At 73.5% G+C, this 16,966-nt stretch carries 22 protein-coding genes; 9 read left to right on the top strand and 13 right to left on the bottom strand.

The genetic code is table 11. The annotated features are described in order from the left end of the window. Positions 1-206 precede the first annotated feature (206 nt). Together Voc01_RS32395 and Voc01_RS32390 are read right to left on the bottom strand one after the other, a co-directional pair. Positions 207-1,004: a universal stress protein gene (locus Voc01_RS32395; protein ID WP_239160637.1), complete on the bottom strand. Its 798-nt coding sequence runs from the start codon at positions 1,002-1,004 to the stop codon at positions 207-209. A 44-nt stretch (positions 1,005-1,048) separates the two neighbouring features. After that, positions 1,049-1,198, bottom strand: a complete 150-nt coding sequence (locus Voc01_RS32390) for a hypothetical protein (RefSeq protein WP_203931408.1) — start codon at positions 1,196-1,198, stop codon at positions 1,049-1,051. Between the two features lie 222 nt (positions 1,199-1,420). Between Voc01_RS32390 and phoU the strand changes: the two genes are divergently transcribed. The 3 genes from phoU (at position 1,421) to Voc01_RS32375 (ending at position 3,421) form a co-directional block, all read left to right on the top strand. After that, positions 1,421-2,065: a phosphate signaling complex protein PhoU gene (gene phoU, locus Voc01_RS32385; RefSeq protein WP_203931407.1), complete on the top strand. Its 645-nt coding sequence runs from the start codon at positions 1,421-1,423 to the stop codon at positions 2,063-2,065. Between the two features lie 73 nt (positions 2,066-2,138). Further along, positions 2,139-2,483 carry a DUF1876 domain-containing protein gene (locus Voc01_RS32380; RefSeq protein WP_239160620.1) on the top strand — a complete coding sequence of 115 codons (345 nt, stop codon included), beginning with the start codon at positions 2,139-2,141 and terminating at the stop codon, positions 2,481-2,483. Between the two features lie 65 nt (positions 2,484-2,548). Continuing rightward, complete coding sequence (locus Voc01_RS32375) at positions 2,549-3,421, top strand: universal stress protein (protein WP_203931406.1); 873 nt, start codon at positions 2,549-2,551, stop codon at positions 3,419-3,421. Between the two features lie 43 nt (positions 3,422-3,464). Here the strand turns inward: Voc01_RS32375 and Voc01_RS32370 are convergent, their stop codons facing one another. The 9 genes from Voc01_RS32370 to Voc01_RS32330 are packed head-to-tail and all read right to left on the bottom strand — an operon-like array spanning position 3,465 to position 11,090. Next, positions 3,465-4,070, bottom strand: a complete 606-nt coding sequence (locus Voc01_RS32370) for a V-type ATP synthase subunit D (protein WP_203931405.1) — start codon at positions 4,068-4,070, stop codon at positions 3,465-3,467. Further along, positions 4,067-5,473, bottom strand: a complete 1,407-nt coding sequence (locus Voc01_RS32365) for a V-type ATP synthase subunit B (protein WP_203931404.1) — start codon at positions 5,471-5,473, stop codon at positions 4,067-4,069. Before Voc01_RS32365 ends, Voc01_RS32370 begins: the two co-directional genes overlap by 4 nt. After that, on the bottom strand, positions 5,473-7,203 hold the full coding sequence (locus Voc01_RS32360; protein ID WP_203931403.1) for a V-type ATP synthase subunit A: 1,731 nt from the start codon (positions 7,201-7,203) through the stop codon (positions 5,473-5,475). The genes Voc01_RS32365 and Voc01_RS32360 overlap by 1 nt, the downstream gene beginning before the upstream one ends. Next, complete coding sequence (locus tag Voc01_RS32355) at positions 7,200-7,706, bottom strand: hypothetical protein (protein WP_203931402.1); 507 nt, start codon at positions 7,704-7,706, stop codon at positions 7,200-7,202. The genes Voc01_RS32360 and Voc01_RS32355 overlap by 4 nt, the downstream gene beginning before the upstream one ends. Then, positions 7,703-7,963 carry a hypothetical protein gene (locus Voc01_RS32350; protein WP_203931401.1) on the bottom strand — a complete coding sequence of 87 codons (261 nt, stop codon included), beginning with the start codon at positions 7,961-7,963 and terminating at the stop codon, positions 7,703-7,705. Before Voc01_RS32350 ends, Voc01_RS32355 begins: the two co-directional genes overlap by 4 nt. Before the next feature lie 2 nt (positions 7,964-7,965). Beyond that, complete coding sequence (locus tag Voc01_RS32345) at positions 7,966-8,379, bottom strand: ATP synthase subunit C (RefSeq protein WP_203931400.1); 414 nt, start codon at positions 8,377-8,379, stop codon at positions 7,966-7,968. Beyond that, positions 8,376-9,755, bottom strand: coding sequence for a V-type ATPase 116kDa subunit family protein (locus tag Voc01_RS32340; RefSeq protein ID WP_203931399.1), 1,380 nt, complete (start codon positions 9,753-9,755; stop codon positions 8,376-8,378). Before Voc01_RS32340 ends, Voc01_RS32345 begins: the two co-directional genes overlap by 4 nt. Next, the gene (locus Voc01_RS32335) at positions 9,742-10,662 is read right to left on the bottom strand and encodes a hypothetical protein (protein ID WP_203931398.1); all 921 of its coding nucleotides are present in this window, start codon (positions 10,660-10,662) and stop codon (positions 9,742-9,744) included. Before Voc01_RS32335 ends, Voc01_RS32340 begins: the two co-directional genes overlap by 14 nt. After that, the gene (locus Voc01_RS32330; RefSeq protein ID WP_203931397.1) at positions 10,659-11,090 is read right to left on the bottom strand and encodes a hypothetical protein; all 432 of its coding nucleotides are present in this window, start codon (positions 11,088-11,090) and stop codon (positions 10,659-10,661) included. The genes Voc01_RS32335 and Voc01_RS32330 overlap by 4 nt, the downstream gene beginning before the upstream one ends. Positions 11,091-11,310: 220 nt before the next feature. On the opposite strand from Voc01_RS32330, the gene Voc01_RS32325 reads away from it, so the two are divergent. Both Voc01_RS32325 and Voc01_RS32320 read left to right on the top strand, forming a co-directional pair. Beyond that, positions 11,311-12,000, top strand: coding sequence for a CBS domain-containing protein (locus Voc01_RS32325; RefSeq protein WP_203931396.1), 690 nt, complete (start codon positions 11,311-11,313; stop codon positions 11,998-12,000). Between the two features lie 92 nt (positions 12,001-12,092). Next, positions 12,093-12,536: a universal stress protein gene (locus Voc01_RS32320; RefSeq protein ID WP_203931395.1), complete on the top strand. Its 444-nt coding sequence runs from the start codon at positions 12,093-12,095 to the stop codon at positions 12,534-12,536. Positions 12,537-12,585: 49 nt separating this feature from the next. Here Voc01_RS32320 and Voc01_RS32315 read toward each other — a convergent pair whose 3' ends face one another. Together Voc01_RS32315 and Voc01_RS32310 are read right to left on the bottom strand one after the other, a co-directional pair. Beyond that, positions 12,586-13,188 (bottom strand): carbonic anhydrase, encoded by a 603-nt coding sequence (locus tag Voc01_RS32315; protein ID WP_203931394.1) that lies wholly within the window; start codon positions 13,186-13,188, stop codon positions 12,586-12,588. 122 nt (positions 13,189-13,310) lie between these two features. Continuing rightward, positions 13,311-13,643: a helix-turn-helix transcriptional regulator gene (locus tag Voc01_RS32310; RefSeq protein WP_203931393.1), complete on the bottom strand. Its 333-nt coding sequence runs from the start codon at positions 13,641-13,643 to the stop codon at positions 13,311-13,313. Positions 13,644-13,822: 179 nt separating this feature from the next. Here Voc01_RS32310 and Voc01_RS32305 point away from each other — a divergent pair, with 179 nt between their 5' ends. The 4 genes from Voc01_RS32305 to Voc01_RS32290 are packed head-to-tail and all read left to right on the top strand — an operon-like array spanning position 13,823 to position 16,913. Further along, a complete protein-coding gene (locus tag Voc01_RS32305) occupies positions 13,823-14,812 on the top strand; it encodes a TerC family protein (protein WP_203931582.1) in 990 nt (329 codons plus the stop codon). Between the two features lie 14 nt (positions 14,813-14,826). Next, a complete protein-coding gene (locus Voc01_RS32300) occupies positions 14,827-15,198 on the top strand; it encodes a YflT domain-containing protein (RefSeq protein WP_203931392.1) in 372 nt (123 codons plus the stop codon). 35 nt (positions 15,199-15,233) lie between these two features. After that, positions 15,234-15,737, top strand: coding sequence for a hypothetical protein (locus tag Voc01_RS32295; protein ID WP_203931391.1), 504 nt, complete (start codon positions 15,234-15,236; stop codon positions 15,735-15,737). 57 nt (positions 15,738-15,794) lie between these two features. Then, positions 15,795-16,913 carry a baeRF3 domain-containing protein gene (locus Voc01_RS32290; RefSeq protein ID WP_203931390.1) on the top strand — a complete coding sequence of 373 codons (1,119 nt, stop codon included), beginning with the start codon at positions 15,795-15,797 and terminating at the stop codon, positions 16,911-16,913. The last annotated feature ends 53 nt before the right edge of the window (positions 16,914-16,966 follow it).

Below are 16,966 nucleotides of genomic sequence, written 5' to 3'. Positions count from 1 at the left end.
GGCAGGTCGACCCACGCCCGTTGATCGCCGACGACCCCACCGACGACACGTTCCGGTGGGGTGTGGAGGACCCCCGGATGTGTCACGTGGACGAGCTCGGCGGCTGGGTGATCGCCCAGCCACCGGCCCGTGTCCAGGAAAACCGGCAGGGCGGACATCTGGCTGTCCCGGTCGGCGGCCGATCCCGCCCGGATCTGGTGGGCGCGTCAGCCGACACCAGCGGGCCGTGCCACGAGCACCGGACAACCGGCGGAGCAGATGAGCTGCTGAGTCGTGGAGCCCAGCCGCGGCCCGGTGGTGCCGTCGGGTCCGCTACCGTCGACGACGACCAGCGAGGCAACGTCGGCGAGGCCGACGAGCAGATCGGTCGCCGATCCGGCCGACAAGGCGAAGGACACCGGCACCTCGGGGTACCGGGCCAGCCAGGGAGACAGCTCCCGCGCCGGGCCGCCGCTCCCGGCCGGGTCGTGAAGGCCGGCCCGGGCGACCACCAACCGCGTCCGGCGGGCCGCGGCCTGTTCGAAGCCGAGCGCCACCGCGGCCGGTGCGGCCTCGGATCCATCGGCACCGACGACGACCGGACCACCGGGGCGGTCGACGCCCCGTACCACGGCCACCGGGCACGGCGCGTGCGTCGCCACGCGCAGGCCGACCGCCCCGACCCGCAGACCGTGGAATCCGCCGGCGCCCCGATGCCCGACGACCACCAGGCGGTTGAGGACCGCCGCGTCGAGCAGTGCCGCGGTCGCGTGCCCACGCACCGTCGTGCCATGCACCTCGACCCCCGGAGCCGCCATCCGCGCCGCCGCGACAGCGAAGTCGGCCAGACCGGCGGCCTGCGCGACGGCCACCCGGTCGGCCCTCTCGTCGGGGAGCAGCCGCGCGCCGATGCCGACCTGGTAGGCGAGAAGCACACGAAGCACGCCACCACCCCGACCCGCCTCCTGCGCCGCCCACTCGACGGCACGCCGACCGTCCGGCGATCCGTCGTAGCCGACCAGCACGTTGCCGCGGCCGGTTGCGGCCCCCCGACCTGGCCGGGTCCCGGTCACAGCCGCGGCACCTTCGCCTCGTCGAGCAGGTCCGCCACCCGCTCGGCGTCTGCCACGGCGGCCACCTGCAGTTCCAGAAGCCTGATGCGGGTCAGCAGATCGATCTCCGGATGAGGGGTGGTCCGTGCCGTCTGGAACTCGAGCATCGCCGGTCACCTGCCTGTCGACGGCGTCCATCAGCGACCAGCGTCTGCGCCGACCACCTCGGCACACAGGGTCCGAGGACCCTCTGTGCCGGACCATCGGGCAGAGCCCGGACAGCCGTGCCGGGTGGCCCGCCGACCCGGTTCGTTCGGCCCTGGTACGTCCGTCGTCACGGGCGGACGGTGGGGACGACCCCTTCGACAAACGCCGCTGCGAGGTGCCACATGCGCAACGAGTTCCAGGCCGACCTTCGCGCCGTCAACGACCTGCTCGTCACGATGACCACGGCGGTGCAAATCGCAATGGCCGACGCCACCACCGCGCTCCTCGCCGCCGACCGGGACCTCGCCGCCGCTGTCGCCGGGCGCGACGCCGACGTGAACGCCCTCCGCGACCGGGTCGAGGACCTCGTCCTCGTCACGATCGCCCGGCAGGCGCCGGTGGCGGGCGACCTGCGGGCCCTGTTCGTGGCCGCCCAGGTCGCCACCGACGTTGAGCGGATGGGCGACCTCGCCGCCCACGTCGCGCGGATGACGCTGCGGTACCACCCGCGCCCCACCGTGCCCGCCGACCTGCGCGCGCTGTTCGTCCGCATCGGGCGGGCGGCCGACGGGATGGCTGCCAAGGCCGTACAGGTCCTCGCCGAACCGGACGCGGCGACCGCCGCGGAACTGGAACGCGACGACGACCTCATGGACGGGCTGCACCAGGAGCTGCTGACCGCGATCCTCGACCGCAAGCCGCCTCTCGACGTCGCGACCGGGGTTCAGCTGGTCCTGCTGGCCCGCTTCTACGAACGGTTCGCCGACCACGCGGTCAACGCCGGCCACCGGACGGTGTTCCGCCTCACCGGCACGACTGTCCACTGAGGACAGCCCAGGGACCTTCGTCCCGCCGGAGACGGGCCACCGGCCCTGCGACCGGCGCCACGGTCGACGGACGATGACGGTGACGGAACATCCGGTGACCGCGGACGAGCCGCCGGTCATGGATTTCCAGGGCGGGAGGAAGACCATGGTCGCGATGAAGAAGTGGACCGTCGACATCTACATCGACGAGGACGACGCCGGCAGAACCTACGCCGAGGCCCGTCTGCAGACGGGAGCGCCGACCCGGCTCACCGGCGTCGGCAGGGCGAAGCTGAACCCCGCCGACGACGACATCCCGGAGATCGGCGACGAACTGGCTACCGCCCGAGCGTTGACCGACCTCGGTCACCGGCTGCTGGTGACCGCGGCGAAGGACATCGAAGCGGTGACCGACGAACGGGTGCGGCTGGACACCTGACGCCGTCAGCGACCGGCCGCAGACGAGATCCGGCTCGACGACGAGCCGGCCAAGGGAGGTGTGTCATGAGGACTTCCGTCATCGTCGGCGTGGACGGCTCACCGTCCGCCACGCGGGCCGCCGACTACGCCGCCGCGCTGGCCATCCGGCACGGCCTGTCGCTCGACGTGGTGCACGTGTTCAGCTGGCCAGCAACCTACCCGCCGCTGCTGCCGGAGTCGGTGGCGGTGCGGGTCGACCCGCGGGCCGTGGCACAGCAACTCGTCGACGACGCCGTCGCCGGAGTGGGCACGCGGTTCCGCGGAATACCGCTCACCGGACGGGTCGTCGACGGCAACGCCGCCGGCGCCCTGGTGGACGCGTCACGGACCGCGGCATACCTGGTCGTCGGCCACCGTGGCGTGGGCGGGTTCTCCGAACTGCTGCTCGGCTCGGTCGGCGTCCACACCACCACCCACGCCCGCTGCCCCGTGGTCGTGGTCCGTGGGGACACCGGCGACCCCGACGCTCCGGTCGTGGTCGGCGTCGACGGCTCGATGCCGGCACGCGCGGCCGCCCGGTACGCCTTCGCCGAGGCGCGGTCGCGGGGCACCGACCTCGTCGTGGTGCTGGCGTGGCCGCCGGCGCGGTCCTGGTCCAAGGCGATCGCCGCCGCCGGCATGCCGCCGCACCCGGACGCGGTCGACCCGATCGAGGTGAGCCTGGGCAACATCGTCGAGGACTTCCCCGACGTGAAGGTCCGCCGCGAGCTGCGGCACGGCGACTCACCACCGCAGGTGCTGACGTCGGTGGCCACCGACCTCAAGGCCGGCATGATCGTGGTGGGGTCCCGGGGCATCGGCGGCTTCCGGGGCCTGATGATGGGCGGCACCAGCCGTGCCCTCATCGACCACTCGCCGTGCCCGGTCATGGTCATCCCGAAGGAGGCGGTGCGGTAGCACGTGGGCGGGGCGGCGGGCCGCTGCCCCGCCCATCGGTGGTTCAGGCGTCGCGCCGGGCCCGCCGGCGCCGGACGGCGTCGGAGTCCTCGAGCTCCGTCATCTGCAACCGGACACCCTTAGCGGCGTCCTCGAGCCGCGGGATCCATCGCCGTTCCAGGGCATGGACCCGCTGCCGTGTCGTGGCGATCTCCGCTTCCACCGCGGCGACCGCCGCAGCCATCGCGGCGTGTCGTGCGGCCGCCGTCAACGCCCGCCGGTAGTCCCCGGCCGCGGCGTCGACCAGGGGGGACCGGGTAGCGCCCGCACCGTCGGGGGCGGGCAAACGGACCACGGGGTCGCCCGGACAGCGCACCCCGATCACGGTGATCCAGGTCGGTGTCACGACGGCCGGACCGACCGGCCGCGCGGTGCGCACAGCGTATGCCCCACCGACGACGGCGGCCCACAGCAGCAGCCGCCGGCCGGCCGCGTCGGCGGCCCGCCACTCCTCCCGCGTCACCGAACTCGAGTACCGCAGTCGCTCGGCCTCCCTCGCGAGCACCACCTGCTTGTGCCGCAACAGGTCCAGCCCGCGACGCGCCACGGCCAGCCGGTGGCGCAGCCACAGCAGCCCGGCCCGGCCCGGCGGCAGCCGCTCGAGCGTCATGGCGCCTCCTCCCCCGGCCGGTCCGACACCCGCGCGTCGACGAGGTCGGCCGGTAGCGCGACCAGCTCCCGGCGCGGCAGGACGAGCAGTGCCCGCCAGGCCCGTTCGAGCGTCGTCGTCAGGTCGCGACCCTCGTCCGGTCGCTGGTCGAGCAGGTCGCGCTCGCACGCGTCGGCGAACGACAGATAGCACCGGTCCATGTCACCGAGGGCCGACGGCCCGACCAGATCGGCCAGCTCCCGCGCCTGGCGGGCACGGGCCAGGGCCGACATGACCTGTGCCGCGAGCGGTAGGTGGTCGGCGCGGGTGCGGCCCGGTCCGGCGCCGTGGCGCATCAACCGCGACAGTGACGACAATGGATCTACCGGCGGATAGACGCCGCGGGCGTGGACCTCCGGCGACAGGACCACCTGTCCCTCGGTGATGTACCCGGTCAGGTCGGGCACCGGATGGGTGATGTCGCCACCGGGCATGGTCAGCACCGGAAGCACCGTGACCGATCCCGGCCTGCCCCGCAACCGCCCGCACCGCTCGTACAACGACGCCAGGTCGCTGTACAGGTAACCCGGGTACGCCCGACGGGCGGGCAGCTCGCCGCGGGCGGCCGACACCTCCCGCAGCGCCTCGGCGTAACTGGTCATGTCGGTCATCACCACCAGCACGTGCCGCCCGCCACGGAACGCCAGGTCTTCGGCGACGGTCAACGCCAGACGCGGCGTGAGCACCCGTTCGATGACCGGGTCGTCGGCGGTGTTGACCAGGAGCACCAGATCGCCGGCCGCCGCCCGGCCCTCCAGCGCGTCACGGACGAACGCGGCGTCGGTGTGGGTCAGCCCCATGCCGGCGAACACCACGCAGAACGGCTCACCCGCGACGTTCGCCTGCGCCGCGACCTGGGTGGCCAGCTGCAGATGCGGCAGTCCGGGCGTGGAGAAGACCGGCAGCTTCTGCCCGCGAACGAGCGTGGTGAGCGCGTCGATCGCCGACACGCCCGTCAGCACCGGATCGGCGGGGGGCTGCCGGTGGGTCGGGTTCATCGGAGCGCCCGCCACCGCCGCCCAGCGGTCGGACAGGATGGGCGGGCCGCCGTCGACCGGGTCACCGCGACCGTTGCACGCCCGCCCCAACCACGCGTCACCGACCGGGATCCGCATCGGTTCCGCGCCGAACGCCACCGCCGTCGCGGAGTCGAGCCCGGCCGTTCCCTCCAGCACCTGGACGACGGCACGCTCCCGGTCCACCTCCAGAACGACGCCGTGCCGGACGGGTCCGGAGGCCGGCGCGACGGTGGCGACCACATCGAACCCGACGCGGGCGACGCCGCGGACCACCGCCAGTGGTCCCCGCAGTTCCGCGATGTCGGTGTAGGCGACCGGCGGCCACCGGTCTGTCGCGGTCGTCATCACGCACCTCCGGGGAGAACGACCGCGGCGGCGTCCCGGCGTACCGCCTCGGCGTCGTCGGGTCCGGCCCGCTCCCGGGCCCGCAGCAGCGGGCCGAAGTCGGTCTCTTCGATGAGGGTCACCGGTACGCCGGTGTCGGCGAGGTCGCGGCACCTGTCTCCGATCGTCAGCACCGCGTCGACGAGGGCGGCGGACTTGGCCGGGCCGCAGTACGCGTCGGTCGCCGCCAGCGCGTTCTGCTGCAGGACACCGTCGCGCATCAGTCGGGCGGTCAGCAGGACCACACGTTCGCGGGCGGGCAGCGAGCCGGCGCCCACCAGTTCGGCGAGCGCCGTCAGCCGGTCGGCCTCGGCGAGCACGGCCATCGCCCGTGACCGGCGCTGCGACCAGGCCGGGTCACCGCCGCGCGCGTGTGCCGTCGCCGCCACTCCGGCATCGCGGGAGTAGGAGGCCGACCAGGACACCGCCGGATACTGCCGGGCGTAGGCGAGGGCACGGTCGAGCGTCCACAGGCACCGGACGAACCGTTCGGTGTTGACGGTGACCGGCTCGGTGAGGTCGCCGCCGGGCGGCGAGACGGCACCGATCACGGTGACCGACCCGGCGCGACCGCCGAGGGTGTGCACCGACGCCGCCCGTTCGTAGAACGCCGCCAGTGCCGACGCCAGGTCGGCCGGGTAGCCCTCCTCAGCCGGCAGCGCACCCGAGCGCGACGCGAACTCCCGCATCGCCTCCGCCCACCGTGACGTGGAGTCGGCGATGACGACGACGTCGTAGCCCATGTCGCGGAAGTACTCAGCGACCGTCGCACCGGCGTGCACGCTGACCTCACGGGCCATCATCGGCATGTTCGAGGTGTTGGCGACGACAACCGTCCGGTCTGCCAGCCGACCACCCGTGCGGGGGTCGTCGAGCGCGCCGAGCTCGGCGACCACCTCAGCCAGCTCGTTGCCCCGCTCGCCGCAGCCGACGTAGACGATGACGTCGGCGTCCGACCACTTCGCGATCTGCTGAAGCAGCATGGTCTTGCCGGTACCGAAGCCACCTGGTACCGCGGCGGTGCTGCCCTTGGCGACCGGGAACAGCACGTCGATCGCGCGCTGACCGGTGGCCAGCGGGTGATGGGGGTCCAGGCGTTCGCGTACCGGTCTCGGGCGCCGCACCGGCCAGATCTGGGTCAACCGCACCGGACGGCCGGCGACGGTGGCCACCACGTCGTCGGCACGGTAGGTGCCGGCCGGACCGAGGTCGTCCACCCGCCCGCCGCCGTCGGGCGGCACCAGGATCCTGTAGTCCACCCGTCCCGGACCGGCGACCACGCCGATCTCGTCCCCCGGCCCGACGGGCGCGCCGGCCCGGGCCGTCGGCCGGAATGACCACCGGCGGTCGTCGACGGCGTCATCGGCGAGCTCCGGCCCCAACCAGGCCCCGGCCCGGTCCAGCGGCCGAAGGAGCCCGTCGAAGACGCCGCCGAGCAGCCCCGGACCCAGCCGGGCGGCCAGACTGTGCCGCAGCGCCCGAACCGGGTCACCCACGCGCAGACCACCCGTGTACTCGTACGACTGGACCGTCAGGGTCCCGTCCCGGATGGCGACCACCTCGCCGGGCACACCGGCCGGCCCGAGCAGGACCTGGTCGGACACCGCCACCCGCCCGGTGCCGATGATCTCCACCAGCGGACCGGTCACCCGCATCACCCGGGCGTCCCCGGAACCGTCCAGCGTGGTCACGGTGACCACAACCCGGCGGCGACGCCGCTCTCGGCGGACAGCACCCGGTCGACGAGGGCGTCGACCGAACAGTCGACCCGTCGGCCCGGTACCTCACCGACGACGCCACCTGACGGGTGGTCGACGGTCCGTGCCTCCGGTCCGAGCACGGCCCGCACGCGCGCGACCAGGGCGTTGCGCAGTTCCTCCGCGGCCGCACCGGTCCGCAACGTGTCCGCCACGCAGGCGCGCAACGCCTCGTACCCGGAGCGCTGTGCGGCCAGCACCGATGCGCGCGCCTGCCGGCGGGCACGGGCGAGGTCGGCGGTCTGTAGGGCACGGGCGTCGGCCTCGCCGTCGCGCCGCGCGGCGGTGCGGATGCCGTCGGCCTCGCGTTTCGCCGCGTCGAGCGTGCGGACAGCGTCGGCCTCGGCGTCGGCGATCCGGGACCGGGCGTCGGCGCCTGCCTGCTCCAGCAGCGCCTCGCGCAGAGGACGCAGCGCCGCGGAGATGTCGACGGTCATGGCAGGACCACCACCTGTCTGTCCATAGTGGACCCCGGCCCAGGGTCGTCCGGGCCCAACGCCGGGTCGAGTGCGGCAGCCGCGGCGCGGGTGAGGACCACCAGGACGGTCTCCGACGGCAGGTCCCGCAGCGCCGCGCGCACGTCGTCGGGGCCGTCGGCAACGACGACGGACGCGCCCGCCAGCCCGTAGCCCTCCACCCGTTCGCGCTCGCCCACCACGACCACGGAGCCTGGAACGGGTTCGGTGCCGCTCATGGTCACGCCCTTCCGATCAGGATGATCGCGATGATCAGCCCGTAGATCGCGATGCCCTCGGCCAGTCCGACGATCACCATGGCGCGGCCGAACAGCTCCGGCCGCTCACTCATCGCGGCCAGGGCGGCGGCGCCGGTGTACGCGACCGCGATCGCCGACCCGATCGACGACCCGGCGACCGCGATCGCGGCGCCGAGCAGGGCCGCCCATCCTCCCCCGCCGGTGTCGGTCGTCGGCGCCGCCGCCGCCGGGGCGGCCGTGACGGCCAGCACCACCGCCACGGCCGCGGCCACCACCAGCACACCGTTGACGGCGAGCGCGACCCGCGCGACGGCGCGAGGGCGGCGGCGGGCCAGCCACCATCCGCCCACCATCGTCGGGACCACGACCGGAAGCAGAGCCAACCAGACGGTCATGACACACCCTCCTCGGTGACGACGGGCAGGTGCCACGGCCGGAACGGCCGCCCCTCCGCCGCGAACACCCGTGAGAACAGCTCGTAGTACTCCAGGCGCAGCGCCTGGATCCCGGCGACGAGGGCCTCCAGGCCGAACGTGACCGCGTTGCCGACGACCAGCACGACGACCGCCAGCACCGGACTCCAGCCGCCCGCCGACCACAGCGCGGTGGTCGCGCTCCACACCAGGCCACCGAGCGCGGCGTGGGTGAGGCCGAACGCGGCCAGCCGCGTGAACGAGACCACGTTCGCCCCGAGCCGGATCACCAGGTCGACCAGGTGGATGGCGGTCTCCACCGCGCCGGTGGCGCCGCCGCCCGACGCGACGAACAGCCCGACGCCGGCCAGCACGAGGCCGGTGAACGCGACCCCACCGCCGACCAGAACCGCCACGGCCGCGCCGGCGTAGACGCCTGCGGCCAGGAGGCCGAGGCCCACGAACAGCGCGGCCCCGGCCAGGCCGGTCGGGGCGTACAGGGCGAGGCGTCCCGTGCCCTCACGCCACCGGTTGACCACACCGAGGACGTACGCGCCCGCCAGCAGCACCGCGCCGAGCCCGATTCCGGCGGCCAGCAGGGGTACCGGTTCCTCCAGCGGATCCAGCCAGCGCACCGGCAGGACGCCGGTGGGGCCGAAGAACTCACCGAACAGGAACCCGAAGCAGGCGCTGGCGAGGCCCGCACCGGCCAGGAACGGCCACGCCTGGCGCAGCCGGGCGATCCGCCGGGGCCGGCCGGCCCGCACGAGCGCGGCCGCGGCCAGCAGCACCAGGCCGTGGCCCGCGTCGGCGAACATCATGCCGAACATGACGACGTAGGCGATGCCGGCCAGCACGGTCGGATCGACGTCCGCGTACGGCACGGTTCCGTACGCCTGCACCAGCGGAGCGAACGCACGGCGCACCCGGGTGCCGGAGCGCAGCATCGTCGGCGGGCTGACACCCCGTGGCGCCGGCAACGGCACCAGCGCCCCACCGGCCGGCCCGAGCCGGGCGGCCAGCGGTCCGATTGCGTCCGCGGGGCACCACCCGGCCAGTGCGGCGATACCGTCGCGGCGGACGGCGCCGGACGCCCGACGGCGCAGCTCCCGCTCTCCGGCGACGAGGTCCCCGCGGCCGGCGTCGGCGAGCGCGTCCAGGTCGGCCGGGGCGGTCATCGCGAGGCGGACCTCGGCCTCCGCGCCGGTCGCGGCCTGCTGACCGTCCACCGGGTCGTCCAGGTCCACCGATCCGTCGTCGGCCACCTGGACGAGCACGTCGCGCAGCGCGTCGCCGTCCGGGGCGACGATCGCGACCCGCGCCATGCGGACCGGCGTCAGACGCTCACGCAAGCTCATCGAACACCTCCACCTGTCCGCCGCGGGCCGCGCACACCAGGGCCGCCCGCGTCCGCCACGCATCGGCGGTCAGGACGGCGGTCGCGCCGACCACCACCGGCAGACCGAACCGGTGCCGGGTCAGCATCGCCAGCCCGTCCCGCTCGATCCGGTGCCACCAGCGGGCCTCGGCCCGCCACCACCGGTCCGGCTCCGGTCCGTCGGCGAACACCCAGGCCCCGCGGGCCGGCAGCGCCGCGACCAACGCCCCGACCGGACCCGTCGGCGTCGTGCCCTTTCCCAGCAACGCCTCGAGCCGCCGGATCAGCGCGGCGGGAAGCACCGACCCGGCGACCGCCTCACGGGCGGCGAGCAGCGCGACGGCGCCGGCCACCCACGCCTCGGCGGCGGGCACGACCCGCACCACCCGCTCGGCCCAGCCGATCCGGATCCCGAGGGCGATGTCGCGCGGTTGCGCGGCGCCCGGGTCGCCCCACGACGACGCGGCCAGCGTGGCGCGCACCGCCTCCAGCGAGTCGGTCGCGGACACCCGGCCCCACGCGGTGGACAACGCACCGAGCCGGTACGGCGGGCCGGTCGGCCGGCCGGTGAGCCGGCGGACATGCTCGTCGATGTTCACCACCTCGTACCAGGACGCGAGCGCACGCAGTGGCTCGACGCCGCCCGGTGGAAGCCAGCCGGCGAGCACCCGCAGGTGCCAGAGCACCGTGGCGGTGAGTGCCCGTTCGGCGGTGTCCGGATCCTGTCCACTGTGGACATCGCGGCCGTAGGGCGTGTCCGCGAGCAGGTGCACGGCTGCCGCCGCCGTCGGAGCGGCGGCGATCCGACGGGCCGCGGCCGCACCGATACGCCGCCGCACGAGGGCGCGTGCCCGCACGCTTCCGGCGATCCACGCTGATGTGCTCATCGGACACCGGCCTCGTCGAGCGCCGACCCGACCACCCGCTCCACACAGCCGGGCAGCCGTTGCCGCACCAGCTCCGCGGTGGCGTCCGCCGCCTGCCGCCCTTCGATTGCCAGCGCCGTCGCCGCCTCGGCCACCCCGTCACGGGCCTCGGAGAACCCGGCTGCCCGTTCGACGTCGACGGACCGGCGGGCGTCGGCCAGGATCCGCGCCGCCGTCGCGGCGGCGTCGGCACGGCGGGCCTCGGCCCGGGAGACCGCGGCCGACCGGATCTCCGCGGCCTTGGCGGTTGCCGGCGCGAGCGCGACGAACACCGGAGCGAGCTCGGCCGCGAGCTCCGCGGCACGGTCCGCGGGCACCGCCGCCCCGGCCGCCGCTCCGGGAGTGCCTGCCGGCCGGAAGCGGTTGAGCAGTTCGCGAATGGTGGGCATGTCACCCCCGATGTGCTCGGTTCAGGTCGAGGGTCGCCTCCGGCGGCCGGGCCGGCGAGGGTCCAACGACTCCCCCGACGACCGTCCAAAGGCCCCGGTTGTCCCGTCGTGCCGATCGGGCCGCGGCGCGGGCCGGCCGGCCCGCGCGGAGATGACGTCCGGCCCGTGTGGAAACAGCGGTTCCACGCGACCGTCGAGGCAGAGGAAAGGGGTGGCCCCGATGAACGGACAACACGTGAAGGACGTCATGACGCCCGAGGTCGTCGTCGTGGCGCCGGACTGCGGCTTCAAGCACATCGTCGACGTCCTCGCCGACTTCAAGGTCAGCGCGGTACCGGTGGTGGACGACGGCGTCGTGATCGGTGTGGTGTCCGAAGCCGACCTGCTGCACAAGGTGGAGTTCGGCGGCGCGGTCGAACCGGCACGCCTGTTCGAGCGCCGGTCCCACCGCAGCTCGCGGCAGAAGGCGGCCGGTGAGACCGCGCGGGACCTGATGACGAGCCCGGTCGTCACGGTCGCACCGGACGCGTCGATCGGCGCGGCCGCCCGGCTCATGGAGCAGCACCACGTCAAGCGGCTGCCGGTCGTCGACGGGACGACGGGGCACCTCGTCGGTATCGTGGCGCGGCGCGACCTGCTGCGCCGTTACCTCCGGCCCGACTCCGAGATCCGTCGGGAGATCGTCGACGACGTCCTGCTCCGCACCATGTGGGTCGACCCGGCCGACATCACCGTCACCGTCGAGGAGGGCCGCGTCACGATGACGGGCCGTTCCGACCGGCGCAGCACCGCGCAGATAGCCGTTCGGCTGGCGCGCGGAGTCGATGGCGTCGTCAGCGTCACCGACAAGCTGTCCTGGCGGTTCGACGACCTGGACAACCGGCGCGTCCCCACCATGTTCGACCCGTGACTCCGCACGACCGCCCGGATCGGGCCGACCGGCCCGGCGTCACAGGTCCATCGGCACCGCCGGCCACCGGCGTACCGCGCGACGGTAGGAGCATGGCGGAGAGCGGAAGGACCCGACGGATCGTCGCCGGCGTGGACGGGTCGGCGGCCTCCAGGCGCGCACTCGCGTGGGCGGTGCGGCAGGCCCACCTCACCGGAGCCGTCGTGGACGCGGTCCACGCGTGGGAGCTGCCGGTGACCTTCGACATGGCGCCGGTGTTCGTCCACCCGGACCAGTTGGAGAAGGAAGCCGAGAAGGTGCTCGTGACCAGCGTGTCCGAGGTGTGCGGCGAGCACCCGTCCGCCACCGTGCGGGCTCGGGTCGTGCGCGGCCACCCCGCCGCGGTCCTCATCCGGGCCGCCCGCGGCGCCGACGCGTTGGTCGTCGGCAGCCGCGGCCACGGCGGGTTCGTCGGCGCACTACTCGGCTCGGTGAGCCAGCACTGCGTCCAGCACGCCCCGTGCCCGGTGGTGGTGGTCCGCGAAGCCGGCACCTGAACCGACGCCGCGACGCGGACAGTGGGACCCGGTGGCGCCCGGTGGCGCGTCAGGGCGCGTCGACGACCCGGACACGCCCCTCCGCGAGGTGGTAGAACATGCCCTCCACCCGGCATACGCCGGCGTCGATCGCCGCGACCACCGCCTCGTGTCGCCGGAGGTGCTCGACCGTGCGCCGGACGTGCAGTTCGCTGACCGCGTCCGGGGAGTTGACGCCCGACCGCCTGGCCTCGGCCACCACCGGCGCGAGCCGCCCGATGATGGGCATGAGCGCGGGATCGCCGTGTTTGATGTCGCTCAGCGAGTGGGCGGCACCGACGGCGCCGCACGAGTCGTGACCGAGCACGGCGATCAGCGGCGTCTTCAGAACGGTGACGGCGTACACGAGGCTGGCCACGATCTCCGGTCCGGCGATGTGTCCGGCGCTGCGGACCACGAAGAGGTCACCGAGCCCGCGATCGAAGACGATCTCCGCGGCGAGCCGGGAGTCGGAGCATCCGAACACCGCGGCGAACGGACGCTGGCCGTGCGCCAGCTCGGCCCGCCGGTCGGCGTCCTGGTTGGGGTGCAGGCGCCGCCCGGTGAGGAAACGCCGGTTGCCGGCCAGCAGTTCGTCCAAGGCCTCCTGCGGGGTGCACGGGGTGGTCGACACCGGGCCTCCTTCGATGCGGTGACGGACAAGTCGGGCACGCGACGGCCGGCGACGACGGGGCCGGCGACGACGGGGCCGGTGGCACGGGCGCGGTGGCCGCCTCGTCGGCGGTGTGACAGCAATCAGGTAGCGAGGCGGACGGGCTCGTTGGCGAAGAGGTCGATGAGGTCGCCGATCTGGTGGCCGGCCTCGACGGGGTGCCGGAACGGGCCCTGCGGGTTGACGGTGTACTCGTTGCGGCGCCCGACCCTGTTGCGGGTGAGGTAACCCCCCGCTTCCAGATCGGCGACGATGGCCTGCGCGGCCCGCTCGGTGATTCCCACGACCGCGGCGATGTCGCGGATGCGCGCGGTGTGGTCGCGGGCGACGACCAGCAGCACATGGGCGTGGTTGGTCAGGAACGTCCAGCCTCGGCCGTCGATGGACGGTGCTTCGTCCTCACGCGACGTAGGCATGGCTGTCCCCTCCTCTGACGTCCGACGATTGCGTATGTTACCGGATTCCCGAGAACATACACAGGAAACTCATTTCGTGCATCTGTTGACGCGCATTTGTCTTCATGCGAATGTTGAGGCAGCCCGATACGTACCCGTTCATCGACCGATGGGAGTGCCCGAGCGTGGATCAGTTGGCGATGACCGTTCCGGTGTGGGCGTGGCTGGCGCTGACCGCAGCCATCGCCGCCATGCTGGCCGTCGACCTGTTCCTGCACCGCGACAACCACGTCATCGGCTTCCGCGAGGCCGCGGCATGGTCCGGCATCTGGATCGCCGCCGGCCTCGCCTTCGGCGGCCTGCTCTGGCTCTGGCAGGGCGACGATGCCGCCGGCGCCTACTACGCCGGCTACCTCATCGAGAAGGCGCTGTCGGTCGACAACGTCTTCGTCTTCGCCATGGTCTTCACCTACTTCGCGGTGCCGGCCGCCTACCAGCACAAGGTCCTGTTCTGGGGCGTGATCGGCGCATTGGTGTTCCGGCTCGTCTTCATCTTCGTCGGCGCCGAACTCCTGAAGACCTTCTTCTGGACCGCCTACCTCTTCGGCGCGTTCCTCATCTACACCGGCTACAAGATGGCGTTCAAGCACGACGAGGAGATCCATCCCGAACGCAACCCCCTGGTCCGGCTGGTCCGCCGGATCATCCCCACCGACGCCAGGTACCACGGCGACAGGTTCGTCACCCGCATCGGCGGCCGACGCGTGGCCACTCTCCTGTTCATCGTGCTGATCGCCGTCGAGGTGACCGACCTGATCTTCGCCATCGACTCCGTCGCCGCGATCCTGGCGATCACCACCAGCACCTTCATCGTCTGGACCGCCAACGCGTTCGCCGTGCTCGGCCTGCGCAGCCTCTACTTCTGCCTCGCCGGGCTCCTGCGCCGCTTCACCAAACTGCACTACGGGCTGGCGGTCCTGCTCGGCTTCGCCGGGGTCAAGCTGATCCTGTCCGAAACCCCCGTCGGCAAGCTGCCCATCCCGCTGACCCTCGGGGTCATCGTCAGCACCCTGGCCGCCTCGATCGTGTGGAGCCTGCTGGCGTCGCGTTCGACCACCGACAACGACACCACGGACCCGCGCCCGCCGCAGCTGGAACCGACCCGCACCACCCCGACCGCCGACACCTGACGAAGGGACCTCCGGTGACCATCCAACTGCTGCTGCCCGCCGATCCCGTCTCCGTGCCGACCGCCACCGTCGGGACCTACGGCACCTACACCGACGCACAACGGGCGGTCGACTACCTCTCCGACCACGGCTTCCCCGTTCAGCACGCCACGATCGTGGGAACCGACCTGCGCCTGGTCGAGTCCGTACTGGGCCGGATGACCACGCCCCGGGCCGCGCTCGCCGGCGCCGGCAGCGGCGCCTGGTTCGGGCTGCTGGTCGGTGCGCTGCTCGCCCTGTTCACCCCCGGTGCGTGGTGGCTGGTGCCGGCCGCCGGCGTCGTCGGCGGCACCCTGTGGGGCGCCGGCATGGCCGCCGTCGCCCAACACACGTGGCGCTCCGCCTGACCACGAACCCCATCGATCTGGAAAGGACGCGTGACATGCACACCCGTCGACCAGCCGCGGTCATCAGCTACCACGTTCGCGGGCGGAGCCCGGGGACCGGCCGGATCCTGGCCGTCTTCACCGACAGCCACACCGACCTCGCCGTCGCCCGGCACGCGGCCGACCTCGCCGCCCGCGCAGCCGTCCCGATCGTCGCGGCCGCCGCCGTGCGACAGACCCGCTTCAGCCTCAACCCGTTGCTGCACCGGGTCCGGGCCCGACGCATCGCCGAGGAGTCCGCCGCCATCACCGCACGCGTCGAACCGATCCTGCGCCGCGCCAACACCCGTGTACTCGTGACGTCTCTCGCCCTGTCTTCCACCCACCGGTCCGATCAACCACCGGCGGTCGCCGTCTACCGGTTGGCGCTTCGCGTCGGTGCCACGGTCGTGGTCGCCGGACCGCTCGAGCCACCGGTCCACGGCCTGCACCCCATCAACGCCCGCAACGGCGACCACCCGCACACGCCCACGCCACCACCGGCCGCGACCACCGGCTGACGACCCGACCCGCCGCACCGGCCCACCACCGCCGGACGGGAGAAAGGAAAGACCGCGATGCACCCCGCCGTCTCCGCGCGTGGTGACGTGCCGGCTCCGGCACAGGTCACCGCCCTGCAGAGCGTCCGCGAGTACCCCGCCATCTCGATCCTGCTCACCACCACACCCGCTGCCCAGCTGACACATGCGGACGCGCTCCGGTTGGAAGCCCTCGCCGGTCGTGCCGTCGACCGCGTCCGCGACGAGCTGCAACCCGCGGCGGCGGCACCGGCGATCCGCCGTCTCGACGCGGTGATCCGCCAGGCCCGGACCGGACGCGCCGGACGCGCCCTGGCCCTCTACGCCTGCGCATCCACAGACGCCCTCATCCGCCTACCCATTTCGGTGCGCGACCGCGCCGTGGTCGACCCGACCTTCGCCACCCGCGACCTCGTCCGGGCCCTGCACCGCACACCCCGCCATCTCGTCCTGGCCCTCAACACCAGCCACGCCCGCCTGTTCGACGCCGCCGCCGACACGCTCCTGCCCGCGCTGACGACCGCCTTCCCCATGGACGCCGAACGTCGGCCGCCCGCACGAGGACGCGGCCGCGGTGACCGGCCCGCACGCACCGACGACAGCCACTCCGACAGCCTCGACTTCTACCGCCGGGTCGACGCCGCGCTCGGCTCCTACGCGCGGTTGCACCCGGCACCGCTGGTGCTCGTCGGCGACGACCGAACCACCGCCGCGTTCCGGCGCATCTCCACCAACTGCGCGCGGTTGGCCGGAACCGTCCGTGGCAACCTCACCTCCAGCCCGACCCCCGAACTCGCCGAACGCATCCGCGCCACCCTGGACGCGTACCTGCACCGCCGCCAGCACGAGGCGCTCGCGCTCGTCGACCGGCGGGCCGCCGCGGGCCGGGTCTCGTCCGGAATGCCCGCCGCCTGGCTGGCCGCCCGAACCAGCAGGCCGGAGATGCTCGCCGTCGACGAGTCCCTCTACTACCCGGCCCGCCTCAGCGACGACGGCGACACCCTCATCCCGGCCGACGACGTCGAACATCCGGACGTCATCGACGACGCCGTGGACGAGCTCATCGAACTCGTCCTCACCCGCGGCGGCTGGATCGCCTTCACCGCCGCCGGGGCCCTCCACCACCATGACGGCGTGGCACTGGTCCGCCACCGATGATGATCCTCGCCCATGATCTGGACGCGAAGCCAATCGGCGGTGCGCATGCCCGG

The sequence above is a fragment of the Virgisporangium ochraceum genome (assembly GCF_016863655.1).
Classification (GTDB): domain Bacteria; phylum Actinomycetota; class Actinomycetes; order Mycobacteriales; family Micromonosporaceae; genus Virgisporangium; species Virgisporangium ochraceum.
Note: the sequence above shows the minus strand (reverse complement) of the source record. Positions and strands in the feature narration are given on the sequence as shown.

Excerpts from the sequence above, each read along its gene's own strand:
- Voc01_RS32390 (WP_203931408.1), bottom strand. The coding sequence starts at position 1,198 with ATGCTCGAGTTCCAGACGGCACGGACCACCCCTCATCCGGAGATCGAT.
- phoU (WP_203931407.1), top strand. The coding sequence starts at position 1,421 with ATGCGCAACGAGTTCCAGGCCGACCTTCGCGCCGTCAACGACCTGCTC.
- Voc01_RS32380 (WP_239160620.1), top strand. The coding sequence starts at position 2,139 with ATGACGGTGACGGAACATCCGGTGACCGCGGACGAGCCGCCGGTCATG.
- Voc01_RS32375 (WP_203931406.1), top strand. The coding sequence starts at position 2,549 with ATGAGGACTTCCGTCATCGTCGGCGTGGACGGCTCACCGTCCGCCACG.
- Voc01_RS32370 (WP_203931405.1), bottom strand. The coding sequence starts at position 4,070 with ATGACGCTCGAGCGGCTGCCGCCGGGCCGGGCCGGGCTGCTGTGGCTG.
- Voc01_RS32365 (WP_203931404.1), bottom strand. The coding sequence starts at position 5,473 with ATGACGACCGCGACAGACCGGTGGCCGCCGGTCGCCTACACCGACATC.
- Voc01_RS32355 (WP_203931402.1), bottom strand. The coding sequence starts at position 7,706 with ATGACCGTCGACATCTCCGCGGCGCTGCGTCCTCTGCGCGAGGCGCTG.
- Voc01_RS32350 (WP_203931401.1), bottom strand. The coding sequence starts at position 7,963 with ATGAGCGGCACCGAACCCGTTCCAGGCTCCGTGGTCGTGGTGGGCGAG.
- Voc01_RS32345 (WP_203931400.1), bottom strand. The coding sequence starts at position 8,379 with ATGACCGTCTGGTTGGCTCTGCTTCCGGTCGTGGTCCCGACGATGGTG.
- Voc01_RS32340 (WP_203931399.1), bottom strand. The coding sequence starts at position 9,755 with ATGAGCTTGCGTGAGCGTCTGACGCCGGTCCGCATGGCGCGGGTCGCG.
- Voc01_RS32335 (WP_203931398.1), bottom strand. The coding sequence starts at position 10,662 with ATGAGCACATCAGCGTGGATCGCCGGAAGCGTGCGGGCACGCGCCCTC.
- Voc01_RS32330 (WP_203931397.1), bottom strand. The coding sequence starts at position 11,090 with ATGCCCACCATTCGCGAACTGCTCAACCGCTTCCGGCCGGCAGGCACT.
- Voc01_RS32325 (WP_203931396.1), top strand. The coding sequence starts at position 11,311 with ATGAACGGACAACACGTGAAGGACGTCATGACGCCCGAGGTCGTCGTC.
- Voc01_RS32320 (WP_203931395.1), top strand. The coding sequence starts at position 12,093 with ATGGCGGAGAGCGGAAGGACCCGACGGATCGTCGCCGGCGTGGACGGG.
- Voc01_RS32310 (WP_203931393.1), bottom strand. The coding sequence starts at position 13,643 with ATGCCTACGTCGCGTGAGGACGAAGCACCGTCCATCGACGGCCGAGGC.
- Voc01_RS32305 (WP_203931582.1), top strand. The coding sequence starts at position 13,823 with ATGACCGTTCCGGTGTGGGCGTGGCTGGCGCTGACCGCAGCCATCGCC.
- Voc01_RS32295 (WP_203931391.1), top strand. The coding sequence starts at position 15,234 with ATGCACACCCGTCGACCAGCCGCGGTCATCAGCTACCACGTTCGCGGG.
- Voc01_RS32290 (WP_203931390.1), top strand. The coding sequence starts at position 15,795 with ATGCACCCCGCCGTCTCCGCGCGTGGTGACGTGCCGGCTCCGGCACAG.